The organism is Synechococcus sp. H55.9 (assembly GCF_047462355.1).
GTDB lineage: Bacteria > Cyanobacteriota > Cyanobacteriia > Thermostichales > Thermostichaceae > Thermostichus.
Genome location: NZ_JANSJB010000035.1, coordinates 3,974 through 19,302, shown reverse-complemented (window position 1 = coordinate 19,302; position 15,329 = coordinate 3,974). Strand labels below are relative to the sequence as shown.

Below are 15,329 nucleotides of genomic sequence, written 5' to 3'. Positions count from 1 at the left end.
AGCACCCTGCTGGAAGGGGAAGGGGTGCTCATCGATCCGGTGGGGGCCATCTTGGCGGTGGTGGTGCTGCAGGTGGTGCTTTCTGGCCACCCCAGCTTCCTCATGGCCTTGGAGCAGTTGTCCAGCCGCTTGGCCATTGGGTCGGCGGTGGGGGCGCTGGGGGGCTGGCTGATGGGATCCTTTCTGCTCTGGTCGCGGCAGTTTTTGACGGAGGAGCTGCGCAACTCGGTGGTGCTGGCGGGGGCGCTGGGGGTGTTTGCCCTGGCCCAGTCGCTGCGCTCCGAGGCGGGGCTGATGGCGGTGGTGATGGCGGGCCTGGTGGTGCGGCAGAAGGCGGCCATTGCCGAGCGGAGCGTGCGCCAGTTCCACGGCCAGTTGGTGGTGGTCGCTATCTCGGTATTGTTTATCCTGCTCACGTCCACCCTCTCTCTGAAGGCGGTATTTGCTCTGGGCTGGGGAGCGTTGGCCACGGTGCTCTGCCTGATGCTGGTGGTGCGCCCCTTGAGCGTGTGGCTGTGTACCTGGCGCAGCGACCTCAATTGGCGGCAGAAGCTGTTTGTGGCCTGGCTGGCCCCCCGCGGCATTGTGGCGGCTTCGGTGGCCTCTTTGTTTGCCATTTTGCTCACCGAGCGGGGCATTACCGGGGGAGATGCCCTCAAGGCGCTGGTGTTTTTGACCATCTCGCTCACGGTGACGGTGCAGGGGCTGACCGCCGCCTGGGTGGCCCGCTGGCTGGGCTTGGATCAGGGCAGTTCTACCGTGATCGTCGGCAACCATCCGCTGGTCGACCAGTTGGCCCAGTTGCTGCGCTCCCTCAACCAGGCGGTGGAGGTGCTGCCACTGCCGTCGGGATCCCGTCTGCGCGAGCCTGTCGGCCCAGCCGAGCTCAACGGCCACAAAGCCGGCCATACCTCAGGGCCCCAGCCCCCCACCAGCAATGGGCTCTCCAAAGCTCTGCCCGTTCGCGTCAGCGGGACGGAGTCCTTGGAGGAACCTGGCCAGGTGCTTCCCGGATCTTTGCAGGAAGCCGTGCTGAGCGAGTCAGCCTTCTTGAAAGCCGATATCGACCATGCGGAGACGCTGCTGATCCTGACTTTGGATCCCCAGATGAACTGGGCCATTGCCGAGTTGATGGTGAAGCTCTCGGTTTCCGCTGCCATCTGGACGGTATTGCTGCCGGAGATGCCCATCTCAGAAGGGATCCGCACCCTGCCGATCCCCTTTTCCCAACTGCAGCGCTGGGCCGGCTACCTGGAGGCCAACCGGGCCGAGTTGCGCTCGATCACCCTGCCCACCTTGGCGGATCTGGGTCTGAAGCCCCCCCAATTGACAGTGGCCTCGGCCCAGGAGTCGATCTCGGCGGCGCGCTCAGCTCTGCTCAACCCCTTTTCAGCCCAGATGGAAGTGGAGGATCCCACGTTGGAGCGACTGCGGGATCAGTTTGCCTACCGCATCAAAGCCGATCTCTGCCTGCCTTTGTTGCTGGTGCGCCCGCAGCGCTTGGGGGGCTGGTTCCGGGAGGGAGGCGGATCGTCTCAACTGGGCCGGTTGTTTTACCTGCCTGAGCCGGACGTTTGGCGACGCGGAGATCGCATCTACTACCTGGAGCGCACGTCCAGCCCTGTAGAGGCCGCTGCTCCCTTTGCCAGAGAGTCGGATCCCCCGGAATGGGATCCACCCTCAGCCGAGTTACTGCCCCAGTATGTTGAGGGCGTCAAGCTCCACTTTGATCTCTAGGGATCTCGAGGCAGCCAGCGGCCACTGGGGATGAGCGAGCACCCCTGCACCTGCTTGGGCCGACCTAGGTATACCCAGGCCGAGGTGCCGCTCTCCAATTGCACCCACCGTCGTTCGTACAGCCGCGGGTGATCTTCCAGCTCGTCTAGGCGGGGTAACAGGCTCAAGGGAATGCGGTAGCGCTCGCCGTAGAGCCGATTTTGGCCAGGAACCGCCATCGGGTAGGGGCCGAGATCGTAGAGGTCGATGTGGTTGAGGCTGTCGGTTCCCAAAAACTCTGCTCCTTGCAGCAGGCTGTGGTACTGGCCACCCCGCAGCAGGGATCCGTAAACGAAAACCACTGTCGTCTGTTCCATCGTGCTCTGGGACAGGGTGAATTAGGGAGATTGGGCCAATTTTTGGCCGATGCGCGGCTCCGAGCCGGCCAGCAGGCGCTCGATGTTGCGTCGATGAGCCCCGATCACATACACTCCGCCCGCCAAGGCAAACAACACATAGGGCAGAGGCTGAGCCATTGCCCACATCAAGAGCGGGGCCGCCCCTGCCGCCAGCAAAGAGCTGAAGGAGACAATGCGGGTGAGGGCGATCCCCAGCAGCCAGACGCCAAAGGTGGCCAGCGCCACCGGCCAAGCCATAGCCAACAAGATCCCCAGGCTGGTGGCCACCGATTTGCCCCCCTTGAAGCCCAGCCAACAGGAGCGGCTATGGCCGATCACCGCCCCCAGGGCCGCTACGACCACCCACCACGGCGATCCCAAAGCCGATCCCAGGGCCACCGCTGCCGCCCCCTTGGCAGCATCCACCAGCAACACCAGCAGCGCCGGCCCCTTGCCCAGCGTCCGCAACACATTGGTTGCCCCCGTCGAGCCGGATCCCTGTTGGCGGAGGTCGATGCCGCCCCACCAACGGCCTACCCAGTAGCCGGTGGGGATGGATCCCAGGAGATAGCCCCCCAGCGCCGCCAGGAGAGCCGCAAACAATGTAGGCATGGCCGGATCTTGAACGCTCTTCCCTCACTTTGCCACATGGCTTGAGCTGCAACTCCCTGACCTATTCATGAAACGTTTCTCTACGTCGTTGTTGCGACGCAATGCTGCCGCGAACGCGCCTATCCCTAACTCCCCTCTCCCTGAGGGAGAGGGGTCGGGGGTGGTCGCGTGAGCGGCGCAGAGCGCTTGGGCTGCTCCCTGAGGGAGAGGGGTCGGGGGTGGTCGCGTGAGCGGCGCGGAGCGCTTGGGCCGGCGGCAAAGTGTCTTAATCCTGTTGGAAACGACTGTAACTGCCGACAGTGGAGAGCGACCCTCCTCCAGAGGGCAAAGCTTCCCGCCATCGGCTAGATATCCAGAGCCGCCAGATCCAGATGGGCACTGTGAGCCTCAATAAACTCCCGTCGGGGGCCGACAGCATCTCCCATCAAGATGGTGAAAATGCGATCCGCCTCCACCGCATCTTCAATGGTGATCTGTTTGAGGGTGCGCGTTGCCGGGTTCATGGTGGTCTCCCAAAGTTGTTCGGGCATCATTTCCCCCAGACCCTTGAACCGTTGGATAGTGTACTTGGCGTTGGCCGGCAATCCCCGCACGATCTGATCCTTCTCGGCGTCGCTGTAGCAATAGCGAACATTATTGCGGCCCCACTCGATTTTGTAGAGCGGCGGACAGGCGATATAGACATAGCCCTGTTCCAGAAGGGCCTTTTGATAGCGGTAGAAAAAGGTCAACAACAGGGTGCGAATGTGGCTGCCGTCCACGTCAGCATCGGTCATGAGGATGATGCGGTGGTAGCGCAGTTGGCTGGGATCAAATTCATCGCCTTTAACCCCCAACCCCAGCGCCGTGATCATCGCCTGAATCTCGGCATTTTTGTAGATCTTGGCGGGATCTGCCTTTTCGATGTTGAGGATCTTGCCGCGCAAAGGCAGTACCGCCTGAAACTGCCGATCCCGACCTTGTTTGGCGCTGCCCCCCGCCGAGTCGCCTTCCACCAAATACACCTCGGATTCGGCCGGGTCACGGCAACTGCAATCGGCCAACTTCCCCGGCAGCGTGGAAGATTCCAGGGCGGATTTGCGCCGCACCAATTCCCTGGCCCGCCGGGCTGCTTCGGCAGCGTTGAAGGACTGGATGGCTTTATCGACGATCCCCCTGGCCACGTTGGGGTTGAACTCCAGATACTCCGCCAGCGCCTCGGAGACGAGGGTCTGGACAATGCCCCGCACCTCCGTGTTGCCCAACTTGGTTTTGGTCTGCCCCTCAAACTCGGGGTTGGGTACTTTGACCGAGACGATAGCCGTCAGCCCCTCCCGCACGTTTTCTCCGGCCAGGTTGCTGTCAGAATCTTTGAGTTTGTTGAGCTTGCGGGCTTGGCTGTTGATGGTGAGGGTAAGAGAGGCTTTCAGGCCCTCCAAGTGGGTGCCCCCCTCGGTGGTGCGGATGTTGTTGGCAAAGCCGATCAACGTGTCGGTATAGACATCCGAGCACCACTGCAGCGCCACTTCCACCTCGACGCCATCCCGCTCCCCCCGTATGTAGATGATGTCGGAGTGAATGGGGGTTTTTTCGTGGTTGATGAAGGCTACATATTCCTTGATGCCGCCCGCATACTGATAGGTTTCGCGGTGCGGTGGATCCCGCCGCAGGTCGGTGAAGGTAATTTTCAGGCCAGCGTTGAGGTAGGCCAACTCGCGAAAGCGGGCCGCCAACAGAGCATAGTCGAACTCTCGCTCGGGAAAGATCAGCCCATCCGGCTTGAAGCGCACCTCTGTACCCCGCCGGTTGGATCCCTGGGGTTGCGGCTCGGATTGCAAGGATCCCACCACCGCCCCGCGCTCAAACCGCTGAAAGTGAACCTTGCCCTCCCGCCAAACCGTCACCTCCACCCATTCGGAGAGGGCATTTACCACCGACACCCCTACCCCGTGCAGCCCGCCGGAGACCTTATAACCGCCGCCGCCGAACTTGCCCCCCGCGTGCAACACCGTCAGCACCGTCACCAGGGCCGACTGCCCAGTTTTGGGATGAATATCCACCGGAATGCCGCGGCCATTGTCCAAAACAGACACCGAGCTATCGGGGTAGAGGGTAATCTGAATATCGTCGCAATAGCCGGCCAAAGCCTCATCGACGGAGTTGTCCACCACCTCGTACACCAAATGGTGCAACCCCTTGGGCCCGGTGGAACCAATGTACATGCCAGGCCGCTTGCGCACAGCCTCCAAGCCTTCCAAAACTTGGATCTGCTCTGCACCGTAGTTTTCCGTCATTCGCAACTCCAATCCTGAAGAAGACCCCCAGCCAAGATCCACAGAAACCCAGAAAATTGACCTTAAAGGCCAGGAGTGAGTCTAGTATCCCAAAAAACTGCCCCTATGGTAGCACAAAAGGCTAGAATAGCCACACAGACGCTTCTGGGGGCCGAGTTCAGGAGGGGATGCAGGTAGAGAAATCAGTCTATCTCTCCAGACCCTAACCCAGAAAGCTCTCCACCAACCCCGGCGGCGGCTGTACCTGAAGCGTGCCTTTTTCCAAATCCACAACGGGCACCAGGGCTTTTACAAAAGGGATCAACACCTGTCGGCGGTCAGGGGTTGTTATCTCCAGCACATCCTGGCCGGCGGCCAAAATCCCCGAAACCTGTCCCAGCAGCTCTCCTTGGTGATAGACGGCCAAGCCGATGAGATCGCGGTAGTGGTACTCCTCCGGCTGGAGGGGCAAGCGGTGGGAAGCCGGCACCAGCACCTTGGCTCCCACCCAAACCTCTGCAGCCGTTCGATCGGGGATCCCTTCCAGTCGCACCAAGTAAAGGCCCTTAGCCGGGAAAAATTGCCCCTCGATCAAAGGATGTAGTAGGGGCTCCGGATCCGCATCCCGCTGCAGCCAACGGGGCCCCGGCTGGGTGAGTCGCTCCGGGAAATCTGACCAGCACTTGACCCGCAGCCAGCCCCGCAGGCCATGGGCCGCCACCACCTGCCCCACCAGCAGCCAAGCAGGAGCTCCTTCCTGGGCTGAAGCCACCATGGTTTAGTCGAGCCGAGGAAGATCCACCTCAGTTGGGAAAGCAGCGGAGGTGCGCAACGGTTGCGATCCGGAGCCCTGTCCGCTTTTGGCAACGTCCACCATGGAGACCAATCCTTGCAGGGTGCCGGGGATGGAGTTGGGATCCATAAAGATCACCTTCGAGCTGGGACTGCTGCCCACCTTGAAACCCATATCGATGTAGTTTTGCGCCATCAGGTATTGCAGCGCATTGACTGCCTCCGGGTTCTCCTGCAGAGTGGCGGCAATGGTTTTGATGGCCTCAGCCGTACCCTCGGCCAGCAGCAGCCGCTCCCGCTTCTCGGCCTCTGCTCGCAACAACTGTGCCTTAGCAGCCCCTGCCGCCTGATTGATGCTGGCCTGCTGTTCCCCTTCCGACTTGAGGATGGCGGCCCGCTTTTCCCGTTCGGCAGCCATTTGCTTTTCCATCGAGTCTTGCACCGTCTTAGAGGGCTGGATATCCCTGACTTCTACGCGGGTGATCTTGATCCCCCAGGGATCGGTGGCCTCGTCCAGTTCTGTCAAAAGGCGGGCGTTGATCTCGGCACGGGAGGAAAAGGTTTGATCCAAGTCCATGCGGCCAATTTCGGCGCGCAAGGCCGTCAGCACCAGATTAATCAAAGCCCGTTGCACATCCTCCACTGCATAGCGGGCCTTGATCATATCAGTGATGCGCCAATAAACCACTGCATCGGCCATCAGCGAAACGTTGTCGCTGGTGATGCACTGCTGCGGTGGCACGTCCAGTACCTTCTCGCGAATGGTTTCCTGGAAAACAATTCTGTCGAGGGGGGGGAGAATAACGTGCAGCCCTGGGGTTAGCTTGCGGTGAAACCGGCCCAAACGCTCTACCAGTGCCTCATACCCCTGGCTGATGATCTTGACCGAGTTGAACAGGTAGCCAATGAAGATGAGGGCAATGGCCGCTAAGATGCCTGGCATAAGGTTCTTCTCCTGACAGAGAGTTCAGCCCCTATTCTAGACGGTTGTTGGAACTGATCCCTTCACCTCGACACGCCTTAATAGAGACATGATGCATGAACAGGATAAGCAGACCTTCGGGACATATGGATTTTCTTAAGGTTTTTGGATCCGCGACCGACGACTTGAAGGTTACCCAGTAGAAAGCTTACGAGAGGATACCGTCTATGAAGCTGAACAGCAAGAACCTAGAAGTTGGCTTGAACAAAATCTACGATGTCATTGTCGCCGGCGGCGGCGCAGGGGGGTTGTCGGCGGCGATCTATCTGGCTCGCTACGGCTTGAGCTGCCTGGTCGTAGAAAAAGGCAGAGGCCGCTCTTTTTGGATGCAGGATTTGCGCAATTATCTCGGCCTACCTCCGACCACGCCAGGGCGGGAGCTGTTGCGACAGGGAAGGGAGCACGCCCTCAGCTTGGGGGTGGACTATCTGTGGGGCTATGTGGAAGATGTGAAGGATGAGGGAGAGCTTTTTGCCGTCAAGGTCAAGGTGGGAAAAGTCAACAGCCTCTACCCCGTTTTTCGCAGCCGATATTTGATTGCAGCAACGGGCATCATCGACCATTTGCCGCAATTGCCCGACATGCAAAATGTTTACGAGTATGCGGGCTACTCGCTGCATGTTTGTATGATCTGCGATGGCCATGAAATGCGGGATCAAAAGGCGGTTTTGATCGTCGGCTCCGAGGCTCAAATCAACACCGCTTTTGTCCTCAACTGGTTTACGCCTTATATCTCGGTGTTGACCCACGGCCTCTGCTCGGTTGGCCCTGAAATGCGCCAAAAACTGGCCGAACACGGCTATCCCCTCTACGAAGCTCCCATTCGCCGTTTTTGGGGAGAAAACCACCAGATGAGAGGGGTAGAGCTGGAGGATGGCACCTACATTGAGGCTACCACCGGCTTGGTGGCGATGGGAGCCAAATACCACAACGACTACTTGAAAGGGATCCCTGACTTGAAATGGCAAGGGGAGAGTCTGCTCACCGACGAGTGGTGCCGCACTGCCCACCCGCGCCTGTTTGCGCTCGGGGATTTGAAGCAGGGCCTGAACCAGGTGTCAATTGCGGTTGCCGATGGCACCCTGGCTGCCACAGCCATCTGGCGGGACATCCGCCGCGCCTCTCCTGCTCGTAAATGGGAAGAGCGCCTGCGCTCATAAGTTGAGCTCATCCTGCTCTCTCTGGAGAGTTGGGGTAGCCTTCTGCCCTATGATTGTTGCGAAAGCCCCGGCAACTTCCATGCATTCTCTGAAAGCGGCGATCTTTTTCTTGGTTTTCCTATTGGTGGGGCTGTACTACTACGCGGTGGAGGCCCAACCGCTTTTCGATCTCAACCTAACCCTGACCTCAGAATACGACCCCGTTCTCCCGATTGAGAGCGTTCGAGTCGTGCGCGGCAGCAACCCGCAAGATCTCCTCATTTATTTGTCGGCTCCCTCTGCTGCTTGGGTTCATCAAGAGCGGGTGAACGGGCATTATTTGATCGACATTCCCTATGCCGTGATTACCCGTTCGACCCTTGTTGAGGTGCCTGCGGAGCTGCCCTACCGGCTGAGCTGGGGCAACCAGGACGAGCACACCGGGCGCCTGTTGATCACCCCTGCTCCCCCTCATGTGGAGGTGGTGCTGCAACACGGCTGGGCGGCAGATCCCAATTGGCTTGATCCTTGGGAAAACAGCCAGCCTTTGCCCCTGCCTTTGGAAGAGGTGCTGGAGCCCTTATTAGAGGTGCCGCCCCGTTCTGCTTTCCTCACCATTGACGATGGGCCCTGGCCACAGTCCACCCCTCGCCTTTTAGAGGTTTTGGATCAGCTACAGATTCCGGCCACCTTCTTTCTTATCGGCAATCATGTCTCTCAATTTCCAGAATTGGCCCAATCCATTCGGGCTCACCACCACACCATAGCCAACCATACGTTTACTCACGATTATCGACGCCTCTACAGCAGTGACGCGATCTTCTATGCCGAGGTGGATCAGACAACGCAACTGCTGAAAACGTTGCATTTGGATCCCCAACTGGTGGTTCGGCCGCCGGGAGGTTTTCGTCTCGATTCGGCTTTACGGCGTTCTTTGGAGCAGGCAGGGTATCGCGTTCTTTACTGGAACATGAGCCCAGAAGATGCCTATGCCGGCCAAACGGCGGCCCAACTGTTGGAACGCGTTCAAGCCCAGTTGCAGGTGTTCAAGAATTCGGATCAACCCCTGGTTTTGCTGCTGCACGATCGCTGGCCCCATACCGCCGAGGCCCTGCCGAATATCGTCGCCGCCATTGAAGAGGCAGGCTATCGCTTTTTGCCCTGGCCGGCTTTCAGGGATCCCGCTTGAAGGCGACTCTTCTCATCGGCTACCGCAGGAGTTTCCTGGCCAGAGAACTGAGGTGCGAAAGCCTGTACCTTGACAAGCTTTCCCCCAGGTAGCACATTGAAGGGTTACAGGAATTGGCTACAGGCCGGGAAGATGAGCGAGAGGACACTATTCGACAAGGTATGGGATGCTCACACGGTGCGGATGTTGCCCTCGGGGCAGACGCAGTTGTTCATCGGCCTGCACTTGATCCACGAGGTCACCAGCCCGCAAGCTTTTGCCATGCTGCGGGAGCGTCATCTGCCGGTTCTGTTCCCGGAGCGGACGGTGGCTACAGTGGATCACATCATTCCCACCGACGGCCGGGCGCGGCCTTTTGCCGATCCCTTGGCGGAGGAGATGATCCAGGAATTGGAGCGCAACTGTCGGCAACATGGCATTCGCTTCTACAACAGCGGCTCCGGTCGGCAGGGGATCGTGCATGTCATCGCGCCGGAGCAAGGGCTGACGCAGCCGGGGATGACCATTGCCTGCGGAGATAGCCACACGTCCACCCATGGGGCCTTTGGGGCGATTGCCTTCGGCATCGGCACCAGCCAGGTGCGGGACGTGTTGGCCACCCAAACCTTAGCTTTGTCCAAACTCAAGGTGCGCCGCATCGAGATCCAGGGCACGTTGGGGCCGGGGGTTTACGCTAAGGATGTTATCCTGCACATCATCCGCCGGCTGGGGGTCAAAGGCGGGGTGGGCTACGCCTACGAGTACGGCGGCAGCGCCATCGAGGCCATGAGTATGGAAGAGCGCATGACCCTCTGCAACATGTCCATCGAGGGGGGAGCCCGCTGCGGCTACGTCAATCCCGATGCGGTAACCTTTGAGTATCTAAAGGGGCGGGAGTTCGCTCCCCAGGGATCTGACTGGGAAGAGGCAGTGGCCTGGTGGAAAAGCCTGGCCAGTGACCCCGATGCGGTCTATGACGACGTGGTCGTGTTCCAAGCTGCCGACATTGCCCCGACGGTTACTTGGGGGATCACCCCTGGCCAGGGTATTGGCGTGGATGAGCGGATCCCGGCTCCCGAGGAGCTGCCGGAAAGCGAGCGGGAACTGGCCCAAGAGGCCTATGCTTACATGGATTTGCAGCCGGGGGATCCCATTGTGGGGACGCCGGTGGATGTCTGCTTCATTGGCAGTTGCACCAATGGCCGCTTAAGCGACCTGCGGGAGGCGGCCAAGATCGCCAAGGGGCGGCGGGTGGCGCCTGGGGTAAAGGCGTTTGTAGTACCCGGCTCGGAGCGGGTCAAGCAGGAGGCCGAACAGGAGGGCCTGCGGGAGATCTTCGAGGCAGCAGGGTTTGAGTGGCGGGATCCCGGCTGCTCCATGTGTTTGGCGATGAACCCGGATCGGTTGGTGGGGCGCCAGATCAGCGCCTCTTCTTCCAACCGCAACTTTAAGGGCCGTCAGGGATCCCCTACCGGGCGCACCCTGCTCATGAGCCCGGCCATGGTGGCGGCAGCGGCCGTGAGCGGCAAAGTGGTGGATGTGCGAACGCTGCTTTGAAACCGTGACGTACTCCCGCGCTCATGCTGACGCATAGAGTGCGGGCTTCAAGGACTACGTTCCGCTTCGCGAACACTAAAAATCTCGGCTGCTGCGAGTCAAAGCCTCTTGGATATCCAGATCCAGATCCCTCACCGATTCCAGCACCGAGCGCGTAATCAGCTTGCCTTGCTGGACCAAAATCGCGCCGGTTACAGGGTGCAAGAGCGGCTGTTCGGCTCGCCGCCCGATCAACGCCTCGATATCCTTAAAGGCATTGATGTACATCCCCGCCGGCAATTCCACCACCACCCCTTCTCCCAGGACCCGCGCTTGGCAGGCCAGTCGGGAATTGGGCTTGCAAGTGGTGATCACCTCCAGAGTGCGCTGCTCCCGCTTGGTGACCGGCGAGAGAGACTCCATCCCCTCTTTCACATACACATGGCAGGTGGCACAGAGGCCGCGCCCGCCGCACTCTTTCAACACATTCAGCTCTTCTTGCAGCAGCACCGAGAGCAAATTGCTGTTGGTGGCAATCTCAGACACCTGGGCAATGGGATCCAATCGCACGCGCTTGACCATAGTTCTCCACTGTTACATGCCTTAACATTAGCTTGCCCAGGCGAGGGATCCTAGCGCCCTCTGCCTTGTATTATTGAATACTTTGGTGGGCCAGTCGAGCCTCTTGTGGGGAATTGGGCTAGATTGGATCCCACTGCTGATTGCTGTTGTTCACTCTCAACGTTTTGGCGGCATGGGTTCTCCGGCCATCCAGTGGTATCCCGGCCATATTGCCAAGGCCATTGGCCAATTGCGGGAACAGTTGCAGCGGGTGGATGTGGCGATCGAGGTGGTGGATGCACGGATCCCGTTGGCCAGCCGCCATCCCGATCTGGGCCAATGGCTGGGGGAAAAACCTCGCCTCCTGGCTCTGAACAGGGTGGATTGTATCGAAGCCAGGGATCTGAAAGCTTGGCAGGAGTATTTTTTACGGCAAGGGATCCCTGTCTATCCCACCAACGGCCAATCGGGAGAAGGAGTGAATCGCCTTAAACAGGCGATTTTGCAACTGGGGCAGGCGGTCAATAGGCGACGTCAACAGCGGGGCATGCGACCGCGGGCGGTTCGGGCCGTGGTGGTGGGCTTTCCCAACGTGGGCAAATCCGCTTTGCTGAACCGGCTTTTGGGGCGGCGGGCCGTCGAGAGCGCCGCACGTCCGGGGGTGACGCGGCAATTGCGATGGGTGCGGCTGGGAGGGGAGTTGGATCTGTTGGACTCGCCGGGCATCATTCCGCCCTCTCTGCCGGATCAGCAGGCGGCCTCTCTGTTGGCCATCTGCGATGACATCGGCGCAGCCGCCTACGATCCCGAACGGGTGGCGGCCCACTTTTTGGATCAGGTGCTGAAGGTGCAGCCCCAAGCCCAAGCGCTCCTACAAAAGCGCTACGGCTGGACGGATGCGATCCCTCTCGGCAACGTAGCCGTGCAAGAGCTGGCCGAGCGACGCTATCAGGGGAATCCCGAACGAGCGGCGCGGCAAATTCTCAACGACTATCGCAAGGGCTTGCTGGGGCCACTGGTCTTGGAACTCCCTCCCGATACCTGAGCCGCCCAAAAGAAAGTCACGTGGGGCCGCCAGGGGGCATTGACTTTATCTGGAAACCATTCACACTTGTCCCCAGCCGGGATCCAAGCTCTGTTTCCAGGGCCGGTACACCTTGAAGTAGACAACAGAACCCACTTGCCTGGCCAAGGCTTTGGCGAAAGTGTCTCCGCCCATACAGCGCTGGCAAACGGGATGGTTCACCTGCAAGCGATGGAACCCCTGCCGCAGCACACAGGCCGGCTGGCCCCGCAAAATGTCGGCCAGGGATCTCCCCGGCGCCACCTGCCCCAGTGGGATTCGCCCTTCGTAGTCTTTGCAGCAAGGCACCACCGTACCGTCGTAGAGGATCCCCGCCTGAGCAGAAGCCCCATTGCAGTATCCCCAACGGGCTGGGATCACCCGGTTTGTTTCCACATTGCCCCAACTGTCCAACGGGAACGTTTCCAAAACCAAGCGCGGATGGATGGGGATCTGCTGCCAGCGGCCCGCTCGATAAGTGGCAATCTGGGCGTCCACCCAATCGGGAGCCGGTGCATCAGGGATCCCTTGCAAAGCTCGTCTGGCCCAAGCCGAGAGCTGAGCGCGCATCTGCTGGGCAGAATCGATCACCGAAAGAGCCTTGTGCGGCACCAAAAAAGGGTGGGGGCTGGTATCCAGGAACTTGAGATGCACCCGCGTAGGGCTGGTCGAGCGCAAATGCGTCTGCAGAAACTGGGTGATCCCGGCAAAGTAGCGCTCCGGCGTCAGGCGGGTCGGTGCTCCGCGGATGCTGAAGGTAGCCGGATCGGGAGTTTGCAGAGAGAGCGTCAACTTCGTCAGCCGGCTGCGGCTCAGCTTTTCAACGTGCTCTGGCCAGAGGGCGAAGGTGCTACCGTTGCTGGTCAAGTGCAGGCGGAGACCAAGCTCAGCGGCCCTGTGAATGCCCTCAAAAAGGTGTGGGTAGAGCAACGGCTCCCCCATCAGGTGAAAAGCAATCACGCGGGCTAGCCCTGTTGCCGCTACCTCTGCCAAAATCTGCTCCAGCAGCGCGGGATCCATATGCCCCCGCCGCCGTTGCATGATCGCATCTGGACAAAACTCACACTTAAAGTTGCAAACGTTGGTTACCTCGATGTGTAGTCGCTCCAGTGGGGAAACAGCAGCAGGCATAGAGAAAACCTGGGCGGAAGCAGGCTGAGGACAAATGGCGGATCCCCCACTGGCGCTAGGTAGTGATACGCTGTTGAGAAGGTTAGATCCAGATTGGAGCCATTGTAATGCTGAAGTGTACCACCCGCCACGTTCACATCTTTGCCGGCGAGGTTACTGCCGACAACAACTTTGTGCCCCGCGACGATCTGCTCACCCTCGATGTGGATCCGGATAACGAGCTGGTCTGGAACGATGCCGCCCTGCAGAAGGTCTATGCCCGCTTTGAGGAATTGGTGGAAGAGTACAGGGGCCGGGATCTGACCGAGTACAACCTACGGCGCATCGGGTCTGACCTGGAACACTTCATTCGCTCTCTCCTCAAGCAGGGGGAGATTGCCTACAACCTGCAGGGGCGTACTCCCAACTACAGCATGGGCTTCCCCCAGATCCCTGCCGAAGGGATCGTCGGCCAGTACATCCCCAAAGGCTAGCCCTCTTCGCCCTTCTGGACAGATCTAGCCCATTTGAGTCTGTAGCCCAACTTACTTGTTGTCGGAGCACCGATCCATGTCTGGAGAACCCACCCCTCAAGAGACCACTGGCGAAAAGTCGGCCCCTGTCGAGGTCGCTAATCCTGCTACTGAGGCGACTGGCTCCGCCAAAGCCGCCGCGAAAAAACCGGCCAAGGAAGAGAAGCCTTTTGAGCAACTGATTGCAGAAGACGTGATCCCAGCAACCATCGCCGCTTTTGAGAAACGCGGCGTCAACGATCTGCAACTGCGGCTGGAGGGCAAGACGCTGGTCGGCTCATTTGCCGGCGGCAAGAAGCAGTTTAGCGTCCTCTTTGCTGAGGGATCCCTCAACGGGCCCAAGTTCTTCCGCTGTGCTGTTGAAGGATCCCCGGCCAGCACCCTCGAGTCTTTTATGATCGACGAGCGCCGCGTGGACGTGAACCTGTTTGTTTTCTATCTGGTGCAGCGCCTCTACGCCCAGCAGTGGTATTGAGGGATCCAAGCTCCTAGATAGCCCAGCCAAATCGCGCCTGTTCTGCCAGAAGGGATCCCTATTCGGGGATCCCTTTTCGCTGAGGCGGGGGATGGGCTAGCGAAGCCAAAAGAGATTATCTTTTGTGAAGAAAAGTAAGGCGGTGCTACGGGAGATCTCGAAATGTACATCGTGCAGATTGCGTCGGAATGTGCCCCCGTCATTAAGGCGGGTGGGCTAGGGGATGTGGTGTACGGCCTCAGCCGGGAGCTAGAAGTGCGGGGGCACTGTGTCGAGCTGGTTTTGCCCAAGTACGACACCATGCGCTACGACCAGATCTGGGGCTTGCACGATGCCTACCGCGACCTCTGGGTGCCCTGGTATGGGGGAGCCATCCACTGCTCGGTGTACTGCGGCTGGGTACATGGCCGCCTTTGCTTTTTTATTGAGCCCCACTCCGGCGACAACTTCTTCAATCGCGGCTGCTACTATGGTTGCCCAGACGACAACATGCGCTTTGCTTTTTTCAGCAAGGCAGCTTTGGAGTTTCTCCTCAAAAGCAACAAGCGCCCCGACATCATCCACTGTCACGACTGGCAGACAGGACTGGTGCCGGTACTGCTCTTTGAGATCTACAAGTACCACGGCATGGAAAACCAGCGGGTATGCTACACCATCCACAACTTCAAGCACCAGGGCTTTGGCGGCCCGGAAATTCTTTGGGCCACTGGCCTCAATCGGGAGCCCTATTACTTCCACTACGATCGTCTGCGAGATAACTTTAACCCCTTTGCCCTCAACTTTATGAAGGGCGGGATCGTCTTTTCCAACTTTGTCACCACGGTTTCTCCCAACCACGCCCTGGAAGTGCGATTTGGCGATTACGGCTATGGGCTGGGTCACACGCTTTATTTACACCAGCACAAGTTTCGCGGCGTCCTGAACGGCATCGATTACGATATTTGGAACCCTGAGATCGACCGCTTTATTCCTTTTCGCTACACAGCGCAAAC

General features: G+C 59.4%; 15 protein-coding genes. 8 read left to right on the top strand and 7 right to left on the bottom strand.

Annotated features, from left to right (window positions below):
* A partial coding sequence (locus NW857_RS06365; protein WP_414368357.1) for a cation:proton antiporter occupies nt 1–1,737 on the top strand: 1,737 nt, incomplete at its 5' end.
* On the opposite strand, the gene NW857_RS06360 is transcribed toward NW857_RS06365, so the two are convergent.
* The 5 genes from NW857_RS06360 to NW857_RS06340 all read right to left on the bottom strand — a co-directional run bounded on the left by NW857_RS06360 (nt 1,734) and on the right by NW857_RS06340 (nt 6,713).
* The gene (locus NW857_RS06360; RefSeq protein ID WP_414335785.1) at nt 1,734–2,078 is read right to left on the bottom strand and encodes a gamma-glutamylcyclotransferase; all 345 of its coding nucleotides are present in this window, start codon (nt 2,076–2,078) and stop codon (nt 1,734–1,736) included. The two genes, NW857_RS06365 and NW857_RS06360, sit on opposite strands and share 4 nt — an antisense overlap.
* A gap of 36 nt (nt 2,079–2,114) precedes the next feature.
* Entirely contained in the window at nt 2,115–2,726 is a 612-nt protein-coding gene (plsY, locus tag NW857_RS06355; RefSeq protein WP_414368354.1) for a glycerol-3-phosphate 1-O-acyltransferase PlsY, read from the bottom strand.
* Between the two features lie 344 nt (nt 2,727–3,070).
* Nucleotides 3,071–4,999 (bottom strand): DNA topoisomerase (ATP-hydrolyzing) subunit B, encoded by a 1,929-nt coding sequence (gene gyrB / locus NW857_RS06350; protein WP_414368351.1) that lies wholly within the window; start codon nt 4,997–4,999, stop codon nt 3,071–3,073.
* A 202-nt stretch (nt 5,000–5,201) separates the two neighbouring features.
* A complete protein-coding gene (gene rimM / locus NW857_RS06345; RefSeq protein ID WP_414335673.1) occupies nt 5,202–5,753 on the bottom strand; it encodes a ribosome maturation factor RimM in 552 nt (183 codons plus the stop codon).
* Nucleotides 5,754–5,756: 3 nt separating this feature from the next.
* Nucleotides 5,757–6,713: an SPFH domain-containing protein gene (locus tag NW857_RS06340; RefSeq protein ID WP_414337296.1), complete on the bottom strand. Its 957-nt coding sequence runs from the start codon at nt 6,711–6,713 to the stop codon at nt 5,757–5,759.
* A 206-nt stretch (nt 6,714–6,919) separates the two neighbouring features.
* Here NW857_RS06340 and NW857_RS06335 point away from each other — a divergent pair, with 206 nt between their 5' ends.
* The 3 genes from NW857_RS06335 (at nt 6,920) to leuC (ending at nt 10,616) form a co-directional block, all read left to right on the top strand.
* Nucleotides 6,920–7,912: an NAD(P)/FAD-dependent oxidoreductase gene (locus NW857_RS06335; RefSeq protein ID WP_414335677.1), complete on the top strand. Its 993-nt coding sequence runs from the start codon at nt 6,920–6,922 to the stop codon at nt 7,910–7,912.
* A 79-nt stretch (nt 7,913–7,991) separates the two neighbouring features.
* Nucleotides 7,992–9,080: a polysaccharide deacetylase family protein gene (locus NW857_RS06330; protein WP_414335678.1), complete on the top strand. Its 1,089-nt coding sequence runs from the start codon at nt 7,992–7,994 to the stop codon at nt 9,078–9,080.
* A gap of 132 nt (nt 9,081–9,212) precedes the next feature.
* Nucleotides 9,213–10,616 (top strand): 3-isopropylmalate dehydratase large subunit, encoded by a 1,404-nt coding sequence (leuC, locus tag NW857_RS06325; protein ID WP_414335680.1) that lies wholly within the window; start codon nt 9,213–9,215, stop codon nt 10,614–10,616.
* A gap of 75 nt (nt 10,617–10,691) precedes the next feature.
* Here leuC and NW857_RS06320 read toward each other — a convergent pair whose 3' ends face one another.
* Entirely contained in the window at nt 10,692–11,177 is a 486-nt protein-coding gene (locus NW857_RS06320) for a 2Fe-2S iron-sulfur cluster-binding protein (RefSeq protein ID WP_414335682.1), read from the bottom strand.
* Nucleotides 11,178–11,349: 172 nt separating this feature from the next.
* On the opposite strand from NW857_RS06320, the gene ylqF reads away from it, so the two are divergent.
* Nucleotides 11,350–12,201, top strand: coding sequence for a ribosome biogenesis GTPase YlqF (gene ylqF, locus NW857_RS06315; protein ID WP_414335692.1), 852 nt, complete (start codon nt 11,350–11,352; stop codon nt 12,199–12,201).
* A gap of 60 nt (nt 12,202–12,261) precedes the next feature.
* Here ylqF and NW857_RS06310 read toward each other — a convergent pair whose 3' ends face one another.
* A complete protein-coding gene (locus NW857_RS06310; RefSeq protein ID WP_414335693.1) occupies nt 12,262–13,350 on the bottom strand; it encodes a radical SAM/SPASM domain-containing protein in 1,089 nt (362 codons plus the stop codon).
* 107 nt (nt 13,351–13,457) lie between these two features.
* On the opposite strand from NW857_RS06310, the gene NW857_RS06305 reads away from it, so the two are divergent.
* From NW857_RS06305 to NW857_RS06295, 3 genes are all read left to right on the top strand, one after another.
* Nucleotides 13,458–13,823, top strand: a complete 366-nt coding sequence (locus NW857_RS06305) for an NAD(P)H-quinone oxidoreductase subunit M (protein WP_414335694.1) — start codon at nt 13,458–13,460, stop codon at nt 13,821–13,823.
* Between the two features lie 76 nt (nt 13,824–13,899).
* Nucleotides 13,900–14,337 (top strand): DUF2996 domain-containing protein, encoded by a 438-nt coding sequence (locus NW857_RS06300; protein WP_414368347.1) that lies wholly within the window; start codon nt 13,900–13,902, stop codon nt 14,335–14,337.
* Between the two features lie 162 nt (nt 14,338–14,499).
* A partial coding sequence (locus tag NW857_RS06295; protein WP_414368345.1) for a glycogen/starch synthase occupies nt 14,500–15,329 on the top strand: 830 nt, incomplete at its 3' end.

Coding starts and splice junctions, on each gene's coding strand:
- NW857_RS06320 (WP_414335682.1), bottom strand. CDS start 11,177: ATGGTCAAGCGCGTGCGATTGGATCCCATTGCCCAGGTGTCTGAGATT.
- gyrB (WP_414368351.1), bottom strand. CDS start 4,999: ATGACGGAAAACTACGGTGCAGAGCAGATCCAAGTTTTGGAAGGCTTG.
- NW857_RS06330 (WP_414335678.1), top strand. CDS start 7,992: ATGCATTCTCTGAAAGCGGCGATCTTTTTCTTGGTTTTCCTATTGGTG.
- NW857_RS06310 (WP_414335693.1), bottom strand. CDS start 13,350: ATGCCTGCTGCTGTTTCCCCACTGGAGCGACTACACATCGAGGTAACC.
- NW857_RS06335 (WP_414335677.1), top strand. CDS start 6,920: ATGAAGCTGAACAGCAAGAACCTAGAAGTTGGCTTGAACAAAATCTAC.
- NW857_RS06305 (WP_414335694.1), top strand. CDS start 13,458: ATGCTGAAGTGTACCACCCGCCACGTTCACATCTTTGCCGGCGAGGTT.
- ylqF (WP_414335692.1), top strand. CDS start 11,350: ATGGGTTCTCCGGCCATCCAGTGGTATCCCGGCCATATTGCCAAGGCC.
- NW857_RS06340 (WP_414337296.1), bottom strand. CDS start 6,713: ATGCCAGGCATCTTAGCGGCCATTGCCCTCATCTTCATTGGCTACCTG.
- NW857_RS06300 (WP_414368347.1), top strand. CDS start 13,900: ATGTCTGGAGAACCCACCCCTCAAGAGACCACTGGCGAAAAGTCGGCC.
- plsY (WP_414368354.1), bottom strand. CDS start 2,726: ATGCCTACATTGTTTGCGGCTCTCCTGGCGGCGCTGGGGGGCTATCTC.
- leuC (WP_414335680.1), top strand. CDS start 9,213: ATGAGCGAGAGGACACTATTCGACAAGGTATGGGATGCTCACACGGTG.
- rimM (WP_414335673.1), bottom strand. CDS start 5,753: ATGGTGGCTTCAGCCCAGGAAGGAGCTCCTGCTTGGCTGCTGGTGGGG.